Origin of the sequence: Streptomyces sp. NPDC048331 (genome assembly GCF_043201215.1) — a bacterium.
In the GTDB taxonomy this organism is placed as follows: domain Bacteria; phylum Actinomycetota; class Actinomycetes; order Streptomycetales; family Streptomycetaceae; genus Streptomyces.
This window is the reverse complement of sequence record NZ_JBICYT010000025.1, coordinates 35,989-50,863: the sequence shown is the minus strand read 5'-3', so window position 1 is coordinate 50,863 and position 14,875 is coordinate 35,989. Positions and strand designations below refer to the sequence as shown.

Annotated in this window: 12 protein-coding genes; 5 read left to right on the top strand and 7 right to left on the bottom strand. The window is 72.7% G+C overall.

Annotated elements, in window-relative coordinates; all coding sequences use genetic code 11:
• Window positions 1-22 precede the first annotated feature (22 nt).
• Window positions 23-2,074: an MMPL family transporter gene (locus ACGFYY_RS29815; protein ID WP_393714065.1), complete on the bottom strand. Its 2,052-nt coding sequence runs from the start codon at window positions 2,072-2,074 to the stop codon at window positions 23-25.
• Window positions 2,075-2,392: 318 nt separating this feature from the next.
• Between ACGFYY_RS29815 and ACGFYY_RS29810 the strand changes: the two genes are divergently transcribed.
• On the top strand, window positions 2,393-3,667 hold the full coding sequence (locus ACGFYY_RS29810; protein ID WP_393714063.1) for an AI-2E family transporter: 1,275 nt from the start codon (window positions 2,393-2,395) through the stop codon (window positions 3,665-3,667).
• Between the two features lie 124 nt (window positions 3,668-3,791).
• A complete protein-coding gene (locus ACGFYY_RS29805) occupies window positions 3,792-4,688 on the top strand; it encodes a hypothetical protein (protein ID WP_393714061.1) in 897 nt (298 codons plus the stop codon).
• 263 nt (window positions 4,689-4,951) lie between these two features.
• Here ACGFYY_RS29805 and ACGFYY_RS29800 read toward each other — a convergent pair whose 3' ends face one another.
• The 3 genes from ACGFYY_RS29800 to ACGFYY_RS29790 form a co-directional block, all read right to left on the bottom strand.
• Window positions 4,952-5,449 carry a hypothetical protein gene (locus tag ACGFYY_RS29800; protein WP_393714059.1) on the bottom strand — a complete coding sequence of 166 codons (498 nt, stop codon included), beginning with the start codon at window positions 5,447-5,449 and terminating at the stop codon, window positions 4,952-4,954.
• 2 nt (window positions 5,450-5,451) lie between these two features.
• Window positions 5,452-5,994: a hypothetical protein gene (locus ACGFYY_RS29795; RefSeq protein ID WP_365276170.1), complete on the bottom strand. Its 543-nt coding sequence runs from the start codon at window positions 5,992-5,994 to the stop codon at window positions 5,452-5,454.
• A gap of 318 nt (window positions 5,995-6,312) precedes the next feature.
• Window positions 6,313-7,257: a methionyl-tRNA formyltransferase gene (locus ACGFYY_RS29790; protein WP_393714057.1), complete on the bottom strand. Its 945-nt coding sequence runs from the start codon at window positions 7,255-7,257 to the stop codon at window positions 6,313-6,315.
• 252 nt (window positions 7,258-7,509) lie between these two features.
• On the opposite strand from ACGFYY_RS29790, the gene ACGFYY_RS29785 reads away from it, so the two are divergent.
• Together ACGFYY_RS29785 and ACGFYY_RS29780 are read left to right on the top strand one after the other, a co-directional pair.
• Window positions 7,510-8,844 carry a lysine N(6)-hydroxylase/L-ornithine N(5)-oxygenase family protein gene (locus ACGFYY_RS29785; protein WP_393714055.1) on the top strand — a complete coding sequence of 445 codons (1,335 nt, stop codon included), beginning with the start codon at window positions 7,510-7,512 and terminating at the stop codon, window positions 8,842-8,844.
• A gap of 12 nt (window positions 8,845-8,856) precedes the next feature.
• Window positions 8,857-10,416, top strand: a complete 1,560-nt coding sequence (locus ACGFYY_RS29780) for an amidohydrolase (protein ID WP_393714053.1) — start codon at window positions 8,857-8,859, stop codon at window positions 10,414-10,416.
• A gap of 30 nt (window positions 10,417-10,446) precedes the next feature.
• Here ACGFYY_RS29780 and ACGFYY_RS29775 read toward each other — a convergent pair whose 3' ends face one another.
• The 3 genes from ACGFYY_RS29775 to ACGFYY_RS29765 all read right to left on the bottom strand — a co-directional run bounded on the left by ACGFYY_RS29775 (window position 10,447) and on the right by ACGFYY_RS29765 (window position 13,060).
• Window positions 10,447-10,593: a hypothetical protein gene (locus tag ACGFYY_RS29775; RefSeq protein WP_393714051.1), complete on the bottom strand. Its 147-nt coding sequence runs from the start codon at window positions 10,591-10,593 to the stop codon at window positions 10,447-10,449.
• A 76-nt stretch (window positions 10,594-10,669) separates the two neighbouring features.
• On the bottom strand, window positions 10,670-11,938 hold the full coding sequence (locus tag ACGFYY_RS29770; RefSeq protein WP_393714049.1) for a DUF3533 domain-containing protein: 1,269 nt from the start codon (window positions 11,936-11,938) through the stop codon (window positions 10,670-10,672).
• A 165-nt stretch (window positions 11,939-12,103) separates the two neighbouring features.
• On the bottom strand, window positions 12,104-13,060 hold the full coding sequence (locus ACGFYY_RS29765; RefSeq protein WP_393714047.1) for a hypothetical protein: 957 nt from the start codon (window positions 13,058-13,060) through the stop codon (window positions 12,104-12,106).
• A gap of 103 nt (window positions 13,061-13,163) precedes the next feature.
• Here ACGFYY_RS29765 and ACGFYY_RS29760 point away from each other — a divergent pair, with 103 nt between their 5' ends.
• A complete protein-coding gene (locus tag ACGFYY_RS29760) occupies window positions 13,164-14,858 on the top strand; it encodes a hypothetical protein (RefSeq protein ID WP_393714045.1) in 1,695 nt (564 codons plus the stop codon).
• The last annotated feature ends 17 nt before the right edge of the window (window positions 14,859-14,875 follow it).

The window sequence follows — 14,875 nt, the reverse complement described above, 5'->3', positions numbered from 1 at the left end:
ACGCCCCGAACCTTCGCCCGCGTCAGCGATCGGTGCGCGGTCGGCGGCTCAGCCGACCCGGCCACCAGGCCGCCGGGCCGATGTCCAGGACCAGGGCGGGAACCAGGAGCGAGCGCACGATCAGGGTGTCCATGAGGACACCGAAGGCCACGATGAAGGCGATCTGCACGAGGAACGCCAGCGGGATGACGCTCAGCGCGGCGAACGTGGCGGCGAGCACCACCCCCGCGGACGTGATCACCCCGCCGGTGGCCGTCAACCCCCGCGTCACCCCCTCGCGGACGCCGTGCCGCAGCGACTCCTCGCGCACCCGCGACATGAGGAAGATGTTGTAGTCCACCCCCAGGGCGACGAGGAAGACGAACCCGTACAGGGGGACGGAGGAATCCGTGCCGCTGAACCCGAACACGTGGCGGAAGACGAGGGCGGACACGCCCAGGGTGGCGAAGAAGTTCAGAGCCACCGTCGACACCAGCAGCAACGGCATCACCAGGGAACGCAGCAGGGCCACCAGGATGACGAGGATGATGGCCAACACCACCGGGACGATGACCTCGCGGTCGCGCTCGGCCGTCCGCTGAGTGTCGTAGGCCTGCGCGGTGTAACCGCCTACGAGGGCCCGCGCGCCCGGCACCTGATGGACCGCCTCGCGGAGCCGGACCACCGTCTCCTTCGCCGCCGCGCTGTCCGCGGGGTCCTTCAGGACCACGTCGATCCGTACCCGGCCGGCCTGCTCGCCCCGTACGACGGCCGAGTCCACGCCTTTCGTACCCGCGGCCCGTTCGCGCACCGGCGCCTGCCGGTCGGCGGCGGCGATCACGACGGCCGGGTTGCCGGCACCGCCCGGGAAGTGCCAGCCGAGTACCTTCTGCGCCGTCACCGAAGGGGCCTCGTTCACGAAGATCTCGTCCAGCGGAACACCGCCCGAGTGCAACGTGGGCGCGAAGGCGGCGCACGCGAGCAGACCCGCCAGAGCCACGGCCCACACCCGCCGGGGAGCGCCGCCGACGAGGGCGGCGATCCGGCTCCAGATCCCCGCCGAGCCGCTCCCGGCGGTCACGTGCGCCGGCCAGTAGGCCTTGCGTCCCAGCAGCACCAGCGCCGCCGGCAGGAACGTGAGGGCGCTCGCCACCGCGCAGACGATCCCGATCGCCCCGACGGGACCCAGCGCCCGGTTGTTGGTCAGGTCGCTGAGGAACAGGGCGAGCAGGCCCAGGGCCACGGTGCCCGCGCTGGCCACGATCGGTCCCCAGGACCGGCGCAGGGCCGCACGCATGGCGGCGTACCGGTCCTCGGTGTGCCCCAGCTCCTCACGGAAGCGGGCGGTCAGCACCAGGGCGTAGTCGGTGGCCGCGCCGATGACGAGGATCGAGAGGATCCCCTGGACCTGCCCGTCGACCCGGACCAGCCCCGCGCTCGCCAGGGCGTAGACGATCGCGCAGGCCAGGGAGAGGGCGAACACCGCCCCAATGATGATCAACAACGGGAGGAGGGCGCTGCGGTAGACGAGCAGCAGGATGACGAGGACGGCCGCCAAGGCCACGCCCAGCAGCAGTCCGTCGATCCCGGCGAAGGCCTCCGACAGGTCGGCCCGGGTGGCCGCCGGTCCCGTCACGTGGAACGTGGTGGCCGCGACCCGGGAGCCGGCCTCCCGGATCTCGGCGACCGCGGCGGGGAGCTCGTCGCCCAGCGCGGGATCCAGGGGGACCACCGCCTGCAGCGCCCTCCCGTCGCGCGACGGGAGGACGGGGGAGGCCGATCCGGCGATCCAGGGTCGGCCTTCCAGCGTGGCCAGCGCGGCCCGCGCGGATGCGGTCCGGGCCGGGGTCACCTTCGTGGCGCCGTCCCCCGTCCAGACCACGACGGCCGGCAGCGACTGCTCCTGCCGGAAGGCGCCCTGGGCCTGGGCCACCCTGGTGGATTCGGCACTACGGGGGAGGAAGGCCGCCTGGTCGTTGGTGGAGACCTCCCCGAGTTTCCCCGCGTAGGAGCCGAGGCTCCCCCCGAGGCCCAGCCAGACCACGAGGAGGAGGACGGGCACCAGCCACCGGGCCGGTCGGGGCGAGGTGCGCATGATGCTCCTGAAGCAGGTGGGAGTGGACGGCCCAGGGGTTCGACGGTCCAGAGTGGCCGCGGACGAACCCGGAAGGCGGCCGGACACGCCCCGGAGACGGGGGCTCACCCTCCCCGCGGCGACGCTCGGGGGCAACGTGCAGCGTTTCTGCATCACTTGCCACCGGGGCACCGGCCGGCCATCGGCTCGAGGACGGCTCGCCCGGCGATGAAGGACCGGGCCGGGATCGTCCGAACGATTCCCGAGTACCTCGGGCCGGGCCTGCCTGATCGACCGAAAGCTGGGCAGACGGCGGGGTGTGACGGAAGGAGGTCCACCATGCCCGGAATCCGCACCTGGCCCGGCCGCGTGAAGGCCGGAGCCGCCGCGCTCGGGGAGCGCCGTGCGCAGGCGCTCCGCGAGGCGGAGCTGACGGCCGAGCGGGAGCGCGCGGCCGAAGCGCACCGAAGGCGTCCGCGCGACCCGGACCCCGCCCGTGCGGTGCCCTGGGGCATCCGGGTCGCGGCCGAGGCCGGCTGGCGGTTCCTGGTGCTCGCCGCCGCCCTGTGGGTGGTCATGCGGGTCATCGGTTCCATCCGGCTCGTCGTCCTCGCCTTCGTCGCCGCGCTGCTCGTCACGGCCCTGCTGGAGCCGACGGTCGCCCGCCTGCACCGCGTCGGGCTCGCCCGGGGGCTCGCCACCGCCGTCACCGCGCTCTTCGGATTCGTCGTGCTGGGACTCATCGGCTGGTTCGTCGTCTGGCAGGTGCTGGACAACCTCGACAATCTCTCCGGGCGACTCCAGGAAGGCATCGAGGAACTCAAACGCTGGCTCCTCGACAGCCCCTTCCACGTGACCGAGCAACAGATCAACGATGTCGCCGGGCGCCTGAGCGACGCCATCGGAACCAGTACCAGCGAGATCACCTCGACCGGCCTCCAGGGCGTGACCGTCCTCGTGGAGATCCTCACCGGGATGCTGCTGGCGATGTTCTCGACCCTCTTCCTGCTGTACGACGGCAGGCGCATCTGGCGATGGACGCTCAAGCTGGTGCCCGCCGCCGCCCGGCCCGACGTGGCCGACGCGGGCCCGGCGGCCTGGCGGACCCTGACCGCCTACGTACGCGGCACCGTGATCGTCGCCTTCATCGACGCCCTGTTCATCGGTCTCGGCATCTACTTCCTGGGCGTGCCGCTCGCCGTCCCCATCGCCGTGGTGATCTTCCTGGCCTCGTTCGTGCCCCTCGTCGGCGCCGTCGCGTCCGGGGCGCTCGCGGTGGTCGTCGCGCTGGTCACCCAGGGGGTCTTCACCGCCCTGATGACCCTGCTGGTGGTGCTCGTCGTCCAGCAGATCGAAGGCCACGTGCTGCAGCCGTTCATCCTCGGACGGGCCGTACGGGTCCACCCCCTCGCGGTGGTCCTGGCCGTCGCCGCAGGCGGCGTGCTGGCCGGCATCGGGGGAGCGGTCGTCGCCGTCCCCCTGGTCGCCGTGGCCAACACGGTGATCGGGCACCTGCGCGCCCATGCCGGGGACGACGAGGCGGAGCGGACCGACGGGGAGGCGGGGGAGGAGCCCGCGGATCCGCCGACGGCGCCCCGCCAGGATCCCGCCTGACACTGCGGCGTCCCGTCGCGCGACCGCCCGGCCGCGAGCCCGCGGTTCCGCAGCCGGGATGAACCTGCGCGGCGGGCGACGTGGCGCGAAGGGTCGCGCCCGCGGGGCGGGGCAGGGTTCCCGTATGGACGCGGATGCGGTGATCTTCGAGTTGTACGGGCTGCGGCCGGCCGACTTCACCAAGGCCCGCGACGCCTACGTGACGCAGGCCCGTCGGGAGAAGGACGGCGCGGCCGCGGCCACGATCGGCGGACTGCGCAGGCCGACCCTGGCCGTGTGGGCCGTGAACCTGCTGGCTCGCACCCGTCCCGAACTGGCCGAGGCGCTGCTGCGCCTCGGTGCGGAGCTGCGCCGCGCGCACCGGGAGCTCGACGGCGAGCGGATGCGGGCGCTGTCGCACCAGCGGCACCAGGTGATCGGCGCGCTCTCCGCGGAGGCCGCCCGACTGGCGGCCGGGGCGGGGGAGCGGCTACGGGAGCCGGCGCTGCGCGAGGTCGGGGAGATCTTCCACGGATTGCTGGGCGACGACGACGCCGCCCGCTCGTGGGCGGCCGGGCGGCTCGCGAAGCCGCCGCCCGTGACGGTGGGTTTCGACGGGCTGGAACCGGCCCCGGGCGCCGTGCCCCCGCCCCCCACTTCCGCATCCGCGCCCGCCCCCACCCCGGCCGCTCCGGCCCGGTCGGCGGTCGGCCGGGGGAGCGCGCGGGAGCGGCGGGCCGCCGAGGAACGCCGTGCTCGGGCGGCCGCCGACCGGGAACGGGCCGCCGAAGCGGCGGCGGAACTGCGGCGTGCCGATCGACGCCTCACCGAGGCCGCGGCCGCCCGGGACCGGGCCGAGGGGGAGGCGGCCCAGCTCCGCGACGAACTCTCCGCCCTGCGGCAGCGGATCGAGACGGCCCGCCGGGCCGTCCAGGAGACGAAGCAGCTGTACCGCCGGGCCGAGCAGGCGTACACCGAGGCCGGACGGACGGCGGAGAAGGCGGCACGCCGACCGGAGGAATCGGGCCGGAGCGAGGACTGAGTCCACCTCGGCCGCTGCCGGGCGAGGTCGAGGGCGCACGGGCCGTTCGTGTGCCGGACGGCGTGGGTGACGAGTTCGGTCACGGTCAGGGCGGCGGCGTCCCCGGAGGCCGGGTGCACCGGGTACTCGTGATCGCCGGCGCCGAGCAGGAAGCGGCGGGCCGCACGGCGGGTGCGCCGGACCCCTTCCTGCGGGGTCCGGCGCACTGCAGCCGCGTGGAGGCCTGGCGGCTCACCCGCCGACAGCATCGTGGGCCGTCGGCCTCAGGTGTTGAGCAGCCGGTCGAAGAAGGAGCGGTACTGCTGGAGTGCAAGCCGCAGTTCCTCCGTGGCGACCTGATCGCCCTGGTCCCACTGGCCCTCCAGCCCCTGCTTGCGCGAGGAGAAGGTGCGGGCGAGCGTCTGCATCACCTCGGCCACCAGGGCGTCCGCCGACTTGACCGCTTCCCGCGGGTCGTCCACGAACCGGCTCTGGATCTCGCGCCAGCTCCTGCGGTAGCCCTCCGCCTCCTCGCCGGCGAGAAGCGGTTCGTCCGCCGCCGAGGGCTGTTCGCCCTCGTACCGGGTCGCGTCCTCCCGCGTGTCGGTGTCGTCGTAGCCCTGGGGGTCCGCCGTCGCCTCACCCGGGTAGGTGGGCACCCGCCGCTCGTCGTCGAGTCGGGCGTCCGGCGCCGCGGAGGCCGCCGCGGGGTTGGCGATGTCCTCCGTCGTCAGCTCCGTGCCGACAGCTCGGTCGTCCTGCCCGTCCGTTCGGTTCCGCATGGTCACCGGCTCCTCTGGTCGTCGAGCAACTCCCCGAAGAGCGCGCGGTAGTGCACCATCGCCCCGCGGAGTTCCTCCGTCGTCGTCCCGCCCGTACCGCTGCGCTCCTTGACGTCGTGCGCGGCGCGGTAGTGCTCCAAGGTCCGTCCGTGTTCCACCGAGAGATCGCGCACCTGGCGGCTGAATCCCTCCGTGGGGTACCCGCGCTCGCGCATCAGGCGCGTGACGAGTTCGTCGGCCTCGCCGACGGAGCCCTCAGGCCGGTCGACGAATCGCTCCTGGACATTGCTCCACTCCCGTGCGTACTGCTGACGCCGCTCCGAGGGGAGTTCCTTGAGCTCGAACGCGGCGTGGCGCTCCTCGCGGGCCCGGAGGTCACGCTCCGCGGCCATGCGGCCGCCCTCGGCCTCGACCGTGCGGTCGTACTCGGGCCCGAATCTCTTCTGCAGGTGGCGTCGGCGGGACATCATCCACAGTCCGACGCAGAGTGCGATGACCACGACCGCCGCGATGACGATCACGGTGATGAGCATGCTGTTCGACATGGCTCGCCTCCATCCGGGGCCTGATCGGCCTCTGCCACGCGGCTGCCCGCCGTGACACCGGTCAAACGGTGGCCCGGCCCGCTCGGGCGCGCCGACCTGCTCGACCCTGCCGGAGTGCGGCCCCGTCGCAGCCTCTTTCGGCATGGACCGCACCCCGTGCACCGGCGGCTACCCGCCCGACGCGCGATCATGTCCGCGGCCCCGTACCGGGCTGCCGGTGCAGGTCAGGCCGCGACCCGGGCACCGAGAAGGCTCGATGCCCGGGTCGCCGGGTGGGGCGCCGGGGTGGGGTGCCGGGGTGGGTCGGTGGCCGGGCGGTCAGTGGCTGGTCAGGTACCCGCCCATGGTGGTGAAGTAATCGGTGGCGGGCATCTCTTCACCGCCCTCGGTGCGTACCCGGGTGATGGCGAGGCCGTGGTTGCGCCCGGTGCGGGCATCGGCTCCGGCCACGATCACGACGCCTTCGCCCTCGCGGTAGAAGACACGGCCGGGCGTGCCTCCGTAGCGGCCCTCCGAGACGACGGCGGCCAGTACCTCCAGACGCTTGCCGCGGTGGAAGGTGAAGGCGGCCGGGTAGGGGGCCGACTGGGCGCGGACGAGCCGCTGGAGGTCCTCGGCCGGCCAGTTCCAGTCGATGCGGATGTCCTCGGCCGACCGCTTGTGGAAGAAGCTGGCCTGCGACCGGTCCTGGCGGGTGAAGTCGGTCTCGCCGGCCGCGATCCGGCCCAGGGCGGCCACGGTGACCGGCGCGATCAGGTCGACCGTCTTGTGGAACAGGTCGGTGGCGGTGTCCGTCGGGCCGACCGGTACGGCGCGCTGGACCACGATGTCGCCCGCGTCGAGCTCGTCGTTCATGAGGTGCGCGGTGACGCCCACTTCGGGCTCGTTGTTGATCAGCGCCCAGATCAGTGGTGAGAAGCCGGCGTACTTCGGCAGCAGAGAGTCGTGGACGTTGAGGGTGCCGTGGCGGGGCAGGGCGAAGATGCGCGGGGGGATCCACGTGCGCCAGTTGTTCGCCACGATGATGTCCGGTTCCGCCTCCTCGAGCCGGGTGAACAGCTCCTCGTCGTCCGGGCGGTTGCGGATGAGTACCGGGACACCGTGGTCGTCGGCGAGATCGGCGACGGAGTCGCTCCAGATCTTCTCGTACGCGTGCTCGCTCTTCGGGTGCGTCACGACCAGAACGACATCGTGTTCGGACTCCAGTAGAGCCTGCAGGGTGCGGTGCCCCCACGTCTGATAGCCGAACATGACGACCCGCATGGGGTTCCTCCTTGGAGCGGCGACAGATTCACATCGAGTAAAGCAAGCCTTACCTAACTGTGCAACACGCCCTCATTCAAGGTGAGTTCGACCCTCACTCGATGGGGGGTCGATCTGATTTGCCCATCGACAGGCCCGCGATGTCAGGTTAGCCTTCCCTAAATTCGCCTCGGGCTCGGCTCCTTCGGCGTGCCCTGCCCCCGGTTTCCCCACGCATGGCAATCGGCTGCCCCCCGCACGATTGGGAGTCACATGTCACAGGATCTGTCCGATGAAGCGCCACTGATCCACGACCTCATCGGCATCGGCTTCGGCCCCTCGAACGTGGCCATGGCTATCGCGCTCAGCGAGCACAACGCCGGCGTCGGACCGCAGGAAGCGGTCACCGCACACTTCTTCGAGCAGCAGCCCCGTTTCGGCTGGCACCGCGGCATGCTCATCGACGACGCCACGATGCAGGTGTCCTTCCTCAAGGACCTGGTGACACTGCGCAACCCGGCGAGCGAGTACAGCTTCCTCTGCTACCTCCAGAGCAGGGGACGCCTGATCGACTTCGTCAACCACAAGAATCTGTTCCCGCTGCGCGTCGAGTTCCACGACTACTTCGAATGGGCCGCCGCCAAGGTCGACGACATGGTCTCCTACGGATCCGAGGTCGTCGCCGTACGTCCGGTCCTGCGCGACGGCGCGATCGAGTACGTGGACGTGACCGCCCGATCCGGCTCCGAACTCGTGGTCCACCGCGCGCGCAACCTGGTGATCGGCACCGGCCTGCGGCCGCAGATGCCGGAGGGCGTGGAGCGTACCGAGCGGATCTGGCACACCTCGGAACTCCTCACACGGGTCGCGGCGTTGGGCGCCGCGGACCCCGCCCGGTTCGTCGTCGTCGGCGCCGGCCAGAGCGCCGCCGAGAACGTGGCCTTCCTGCACCGCACCTTCCCCCGGGCCGAGGTGTGCGCCGTCTTCTCCCGCTACGGCTACAGCCCCGCCGACGACAGCGGCTTCGCCAACCGGATCTTCGACCCCTCGGCGGTCGACGAGTACTACACCGCCCCCGAGGAGATCAAGCGCAAGCTGATCGAGTACCACGCCAACACCAACTACTCGGTGGTGGACATCGACCTCATCGACGACCTCTACCGGCAGGAGTACCAGGAGAAGGTCCTCGGCACCGAGCGGCTGCGCTTCCTGAAGGTCTCGCGGCTCGCGGACGTCACCGAGACCCCCGACCACGTCCTCGTCACCGTCGAGTCGCTGGTCACGGGGGAGAAGGAGGCCCTGGCGGCCGACGCGCTGGTCTACGCGACCGGATACCGCTCGGCGGACGGCCTCGGACTGCTCGGGGACGTCGAGAGGTACTGCCGGCGCGACGGCCTCGGCCGGGTCCGCGTGGCACGCGACTACCGTGTCGAGAGCGCGCCCGAACTGCGCTGCGGCATCTACCTCCAGGGAGGAACGGAGCACACGCACGGCATCACGTCCTCCCTGTTGTCGAACACGGCCGTCAGGGTCGGCGAGATCCTCCGGTCCATCGTCGCCCACGGCCGCGTACCGGTACCGGCCTCCCGTACGGCGCCCACCCCCTGAGGACCCGCACCCATGCTCTGCACCAGGCTGACGAACGCCACCTTCCTCACCATGGACCCCGACCACCCCGTCGCCCACGACCTGGGCATCTGGCACGGCCGGATCGTCGGCCTGGACGAGGCGGTGACCGCACTGCCCGCCCGGGAGGTCGTCGACCTCCAGGGCGCCACCGTGTTGCCCGGTTTCATCGACTCACACGTGCACCTGACCTGGACCGGGCTGAAGGCCACCACCCCCAGCGTGGCGCCCTGCGAACGCGTCGAGGACGTGCTCGCCGTCGTCGCCGAGGCGGTCGCCCGGAAACCGCGGGGCGCGTGGGTGGACATCGGGGGCTACGACCAGCGGTCCCTCGGCCGGCACCTCACCGCCGCCGAGCTGGACAAGGTCAGCGACGGCCGCAAGGTGTTCATGCTGCACGACTCAGGACACGGCTGCGTCGTCAACACCACCGTCCTCGACCTGCTCCCCGGCGAACTCGCCCGCGGCGAGGGCTTCCTCGCCGAGAGCGCCATGACCACCGCCCGTCGGCTGCGCCTGCCCTACGCGCAGGACGAGATCGCCGACGCCGTCGAACACGCGAGCCGCACCTGCCTCGCCGAAGGCGTCACCGCCTGCGTCGAGGCGGGCATCGGCGGCGGACTCCTCGGCAACAGCCCGGTCGAGCTCGGCGCCTACCAGCTCCTGCGCGACGAGGGGCGACTGCCCCTACGGGTCCAGCTCATGGCGGCCGCCGACACCCTACGGCCCGTGGCCGCGCACGCCTCCGACGGGATCCCCCGCGCCATCGACCTCGGCCTGCGCACCGGCTTCGGCGACGACCGGCTCTCCCTCGGCGCGCTCAAGGTCTACACCGACGGCGGCATGATGGCCCGGACGGCCGCACTCACCCGCCCCTACGAGGGGACCGACCGCACGGGGGAGTTCCAGGCCGACCCCGAACGGATCACCGACACCGTCGTCGACGGACACCTCGCCGGCTGGCAGCTCGCCGTGCACGCCATCGGGGACCGCGCCGTCGACCTGGCCCTGGACGCCCTGGAACGCGCCCAGAAGCTGCGCCCCCGGCCCACCGCCCGGCACCGGATCGAACACGCCGGGCTGGTGCGGCCCGACCAACTGGCCCGCTTCGCCCGCCTCGGCGTGAGCGCGGTGGTGCAGCCGCACTTCCTCCGCTCCTTCGGCGACGACTACGCGGCGGTGATGGGCCCGGAGCGGGCGCCCTGGATGTACCGGGGCCGGGGATTCCTGGACCACGGCGTCACCCTGGTGGGTAGCTCCGACCGCCCCGTCACCGACGGATCCCCGCTGCGGGCCGTCCAGTTCATGGTGGAACGGGCCTCCGCCTCCGGCCGTCTCATCGGCCCAGACGAGGGCATCACCGTGCACGAGGCCCTGCACGCCTACACGGTGGCGGGCGCCTATGCCTCCCACCGGGAGGACAGCGCGGGCACCCTGGCGCCGGGCCGGTGTGCGGACCTGGCCGTACTGGCCGACGACCCGACGCGGGTCGCCCCGTCACGGATCGGAGCCATCGAGGTCGTCGCGACGTACGTGGACGGCAGGCCCGCCTGAGGGCTGTCCTCCCCAGGTCGTCCAGACGGCCTAGCGCCGGCCGCGCAGGCGGTCGAGCAGCCGTCCGGCCTGCGCGCGCTTGCGCGGGTCGGCGGCGGCCCGCCGCACCGATGCGGCCGCCCGCTGCCCCTGCGGGCTGCGCGCGAACCGCTTGATCCTGTTCAACAACGCTGTCATGACGCCTCCTTGGGGTCCTCACCAGCTCCTGTACCCCGAGGCGGTACGGACATGTGCACGCGGCCGGCCGGAGGTATCAGGCGGGCTGAGGCGTGAGCCGCTTGAGGCCCTTGCGGTCGTAGTAGGCGGTCATGGCGAAGCCGAACAGCAGGGCGAGCACCGTGCCGACCGCGATCATGATCCAGGAGCGGGTGAGCCCCGCGTCGCCCCGGGCGTCGAAGTAGAGGATCGCCCGTACCCCGTCACTCAGCTGACGCATCGGTTCGAAGTGGGAGAGGAAACGGTAGAAGTCGGGGACCGCCTGCAGCGGGACGGTCGCCCCCGACGAGGGCAGACCCAGCACGATGAACACGAACATCGACACGAGCTGACCGATCCCGCCGAACGCCGCGTTGATGGCCTGCACGCCCAGGCCGACGGCGAGGGCCGCGCAGTAGGAGTAGATCCACAGGAGCGGCAGGTGGGAGGCGTCCATCCCCAGGATGCCGACGCAGGCCACCATCACCAAGGACGTGCTGACGAGCGTGATGCCCGCCGTCATCAGCATCTTGAGGAGCAGCGTCTGGGTGCGGTCGATCGGCACCGTCGGGCGGCGCGTGTGCCAGGGGCCGATCTCGTTGTCGGCGTAGCCGAGCGCGGTGTCGACGCCGTTGCTGATGACGTTGCCGCCCATGAAACCGGCGAGCACCAGCAGCAAGGTGTAGTAGAAGGCCGTCAGACCGAGGCCGCTCTTCGTGCCGATCGGATGGCCGACCCGCGTGACGACCTCCACCGGGTCGGCCAGCAGCAGCTTCGCGGTGGGACTCGCCTGGGCGCCGGCGGCAGCCGTCAGCTGCTCGCCGACCCCGCGCGACGCGCGATGGGCGGCCTGCGTCGTGATCTGACTCGCCAGCGAGGACCCGAGGCTGCCCTTGCCGGGGTTGGTCAGCACCGTGATGGTCGGCTGTTTCGTGGCCCCGGAGGTGAGGAGCGCCGTGACCGAGTCCGTGAAACCGGCCGGGACCACCAGCGCGCCGTACACCTTGCCGGAGTCGAGCTGGTCCTGGGCCTGGGCACGGCTCAGCTCACGCCAGTCCGCCTTGCCGCCGGCCGGGTCGGAGGCGATGGTCGCGGTGATCTGCGTACCCAGGTTCTGCCCCTGCCCCGGCGGCGGCTTGCCCGTGTCCTCGTTGACGAGGGCGATGGGCAGGTCGCGCAGTTCCGCGTTGGGATTGACGATGCCGCCCATGTAGAGCAGCGACAGCAGCAGGGCGAGCAGTCCCGTCAGGATCGTGGGGACCAACCACAGCTGGGGGCGGCGCACCAGGGCCGCGGCAGTGGCTTCGGGGGCGGCGGTCGGGGACATCGGTCTCCGTAGCTTCCCGGCGGGCCGGGATCGGGGGCGGTGGGAGCGGCGGGGCCGCACGGCACCCTCAGGATGGTCCGCCCACCCGGGAAGGCCGCCCCACCCTCGCGCTCAGCCCGTGAACCCGCCTACGGGACCACCGGAACGGCCCACCCCGGCGTCGGCTCACCAGGCCCAGTGGAAGCCGGCGGCCGCGTGTTCGAGCGCCGGGACGAACCGGTGGACCGAGCCGTCCCGGGCGAGGGCGACCGGCGTCCGGCCGAGGACCGTGCCGTCCCGGTGGTGGTCCCACGTCGCCCACCAGACGCGTGCCGGGCGCGGCGCCGGCGGGAACTCCACGACCAGGTCCACGTTGTCGGCGCGGGCGTGCGCGACCCTGCGGTACTCGGTCACCCGCTCCCGGAACGGGCCGTAGACCACCTCGTACTCGAGCGAGGCGATCTGGCCCGCCGCCAGCGGGGCCTGGAAGAGGAGCTCCACGACCGGCGTGCTGCCCGGGAACTCCCGGCGGGCACCGACCCGGGCGCCACGCAACACCGTGACGTCGACGGCTCCGGGCGGCAGCCGACAGGGGAAGGAACGGACGCCGTCCTCGCACGCCATCACCGCACGGGTCGTACGGTGGCGCTCCGGGGCGCCGTCACGGCCGATGACGTGCCGCTCGAACACCGAAACGGTGCGATGGCGCTGCCGGACCGGAAGGTACTGCGGCAGCCGCAGCGTGTGCGTCACCGGACCGCCCGCATCCGCGGCCGGTACGACCGGAGCCGTCCCCGACCACAACGCCCGCAGCGCCATCGCGTCGGCGCCGTCCATCGCGAAGGCCGCGACGAACCACTCCAGCGTCTCCCGGCTCAGTGACTCCCCCGTGAGCGCACGGTGCACCCGGTCCTTCAGACGCCGTGCCAGATCCTGCTCCGTGTCCGGCCGTTCACCGCTGTCCCACAGGTGCAGGGCCAGTACCCGCGCCACCGCCGAGGAACTCACCGGGCCCGCCGTGCGGCGCAGCTCCTGCTGCTCCCAGCGGGTGCGGTAGGCCGTCCGCTCGGCCAGCAGCCGGCGCAGCAGATCCGCCGTGGCGGCGGCCGTCACCCGACCGTCCGCGCTCCGTGTTCCCGCCATGCGGTGAGCCCGCCCTCCCGTGCGACACGACTGCGACGGAGCGGTGGTGCACTCGTACCGGACCACGCCGGCGCATCGCCCCCGTCCCGATAGGAGCCTACCCATGAACACCCCGACCGCCGACCGGACTTCGTCCGATCCGTACCCGGCGGAGACCGTACTGGAGCAGGCCTTCGCCGACGGGGCGCGGGCCGATCTCATGGGGGCGGCGAGCACGGCCGCCCGTACGGTACGGGCGGCGGCACTCGGCGCGCTGCTGCGGGGGGTGCGCCGGCCGGGGGCGGCCGCGGGGCGGGACAGCGCGCCCGCCCTGCGGCTGCGCGGCGCGCGCGTGATCGGACGGCTCGACCTGACGGGGGGCGGAGTGGCTCCGGAGATCCTTCGGATCCGCTTCGAGGACTGCGAGTTCGACGAGCCGCTCGTGTGCGCCGACGCCCTGCTGCCCGGCCTCGCCCTGACGCGGTGCCACCTGCCCGCCGTGCACGCGGACCGGATACGGGTGCAGGGCCCCCTGGAGTTGCGCAGCTGTACGATCCCGTGCGGCGTGCGGCTGGAGCGGGCACGGGCCGAGACCGACGTCGTACTGGCCGGCAGCACGCTGGGACCGGGGGCCGACGGAAGGGCACTGTCCGCGGAGGGCATGGTCGTCGCCGGAGCCCTGGACCTCGCGGGCACGGCGGCGTCCGGGGTGGTGTTCCTGGCCGGGATACGGGTGGCGGGCCCGGTGCGGCTGGACGACGCCGCGGTCCGCGCGCCCGGCGGCGACGCGCTCGTCCTGGACCGGTCGGTGCTCGGGGACCGGCTGCCGGCCGGCCGGCTGGTCGTCGACGGAGCACTGCGCATGTTCAACGCGGACATCGCGGGCAGCGTCCGGCTGACCGGCGCCCGCCTCACCCACCCCGACGGCATCGCGCTCGGCGCCTCCGGGGCGACCGTACGGGGCGCGGTATGGTGCACGGCGCCGTTCACCGCCCGTGGTGAGGTCCGCCTGACCGGGGCCGAACTGCGCACCCGTCTCGACCTCTCGGGAGCCCGGATCGGCCACCCGGGCGGGCTGACCGCGCTGGCCCTGGACCGGCTGTCCGCGTCCGACGTGAGCCTGCACGGCCTGACCGTCACCCGCGGCTCCGTCTCGGCCGCCGGGATCCACGTACGCGACACCCTCGACCTGCGCGTCGACCGGGCCGACGAGCTGCACCTGGACCAGGGCACGGTGGGAGTACTGCTCGACGGCCCCACCCACTGGCCCGCCCGGGCCGGCCTCGCCGGACTGTCCTACCGCTCCCTGCACCCCGTCCTGCCCGCCGCCGACCGGTTGCGCTGGCTCGCCCGCGACCCGTCCGCCGAGGCCGTCGCACAGCCGTACGAGCAACTCGCCCAGCACTACACGGCACTCGGCCGACCGTTGGACGCCCGCAAGGTCCGCTACGCCGCCCAGCGCCGCCACCGGGCCGCGCTGTCCGGGCCGATCCGCTGGTGGGAGGGCGTCCTACAGGTCACGGTCGGCTACGGCTTCCGGCCGTGGCGGGCCCTGGGCTGGCTGGCCGCACTGGTGGCGCTCGGCACGGTCGTCTTCGGATCCGTGCCCCCGACCGCGCTGGAACCGGAGAAAGCCCCGCGCTTCCAGGCGGCGGCCTACACACTGGACCTCCTCCTGCCCCTGGTGAATCTCGGCCAGGAGACGGCTTTCCAACCGGTGGGCCCCACCCAGTGGTTCGGCTACGCGCTGGTCGGCATCGGGTGGGTGCTGGCATCGGCGGTGGGACTGGGGCTGGGCAGGTCCCTGTCGGGCGGCTGAGGCAGCGGTGGGGAAGC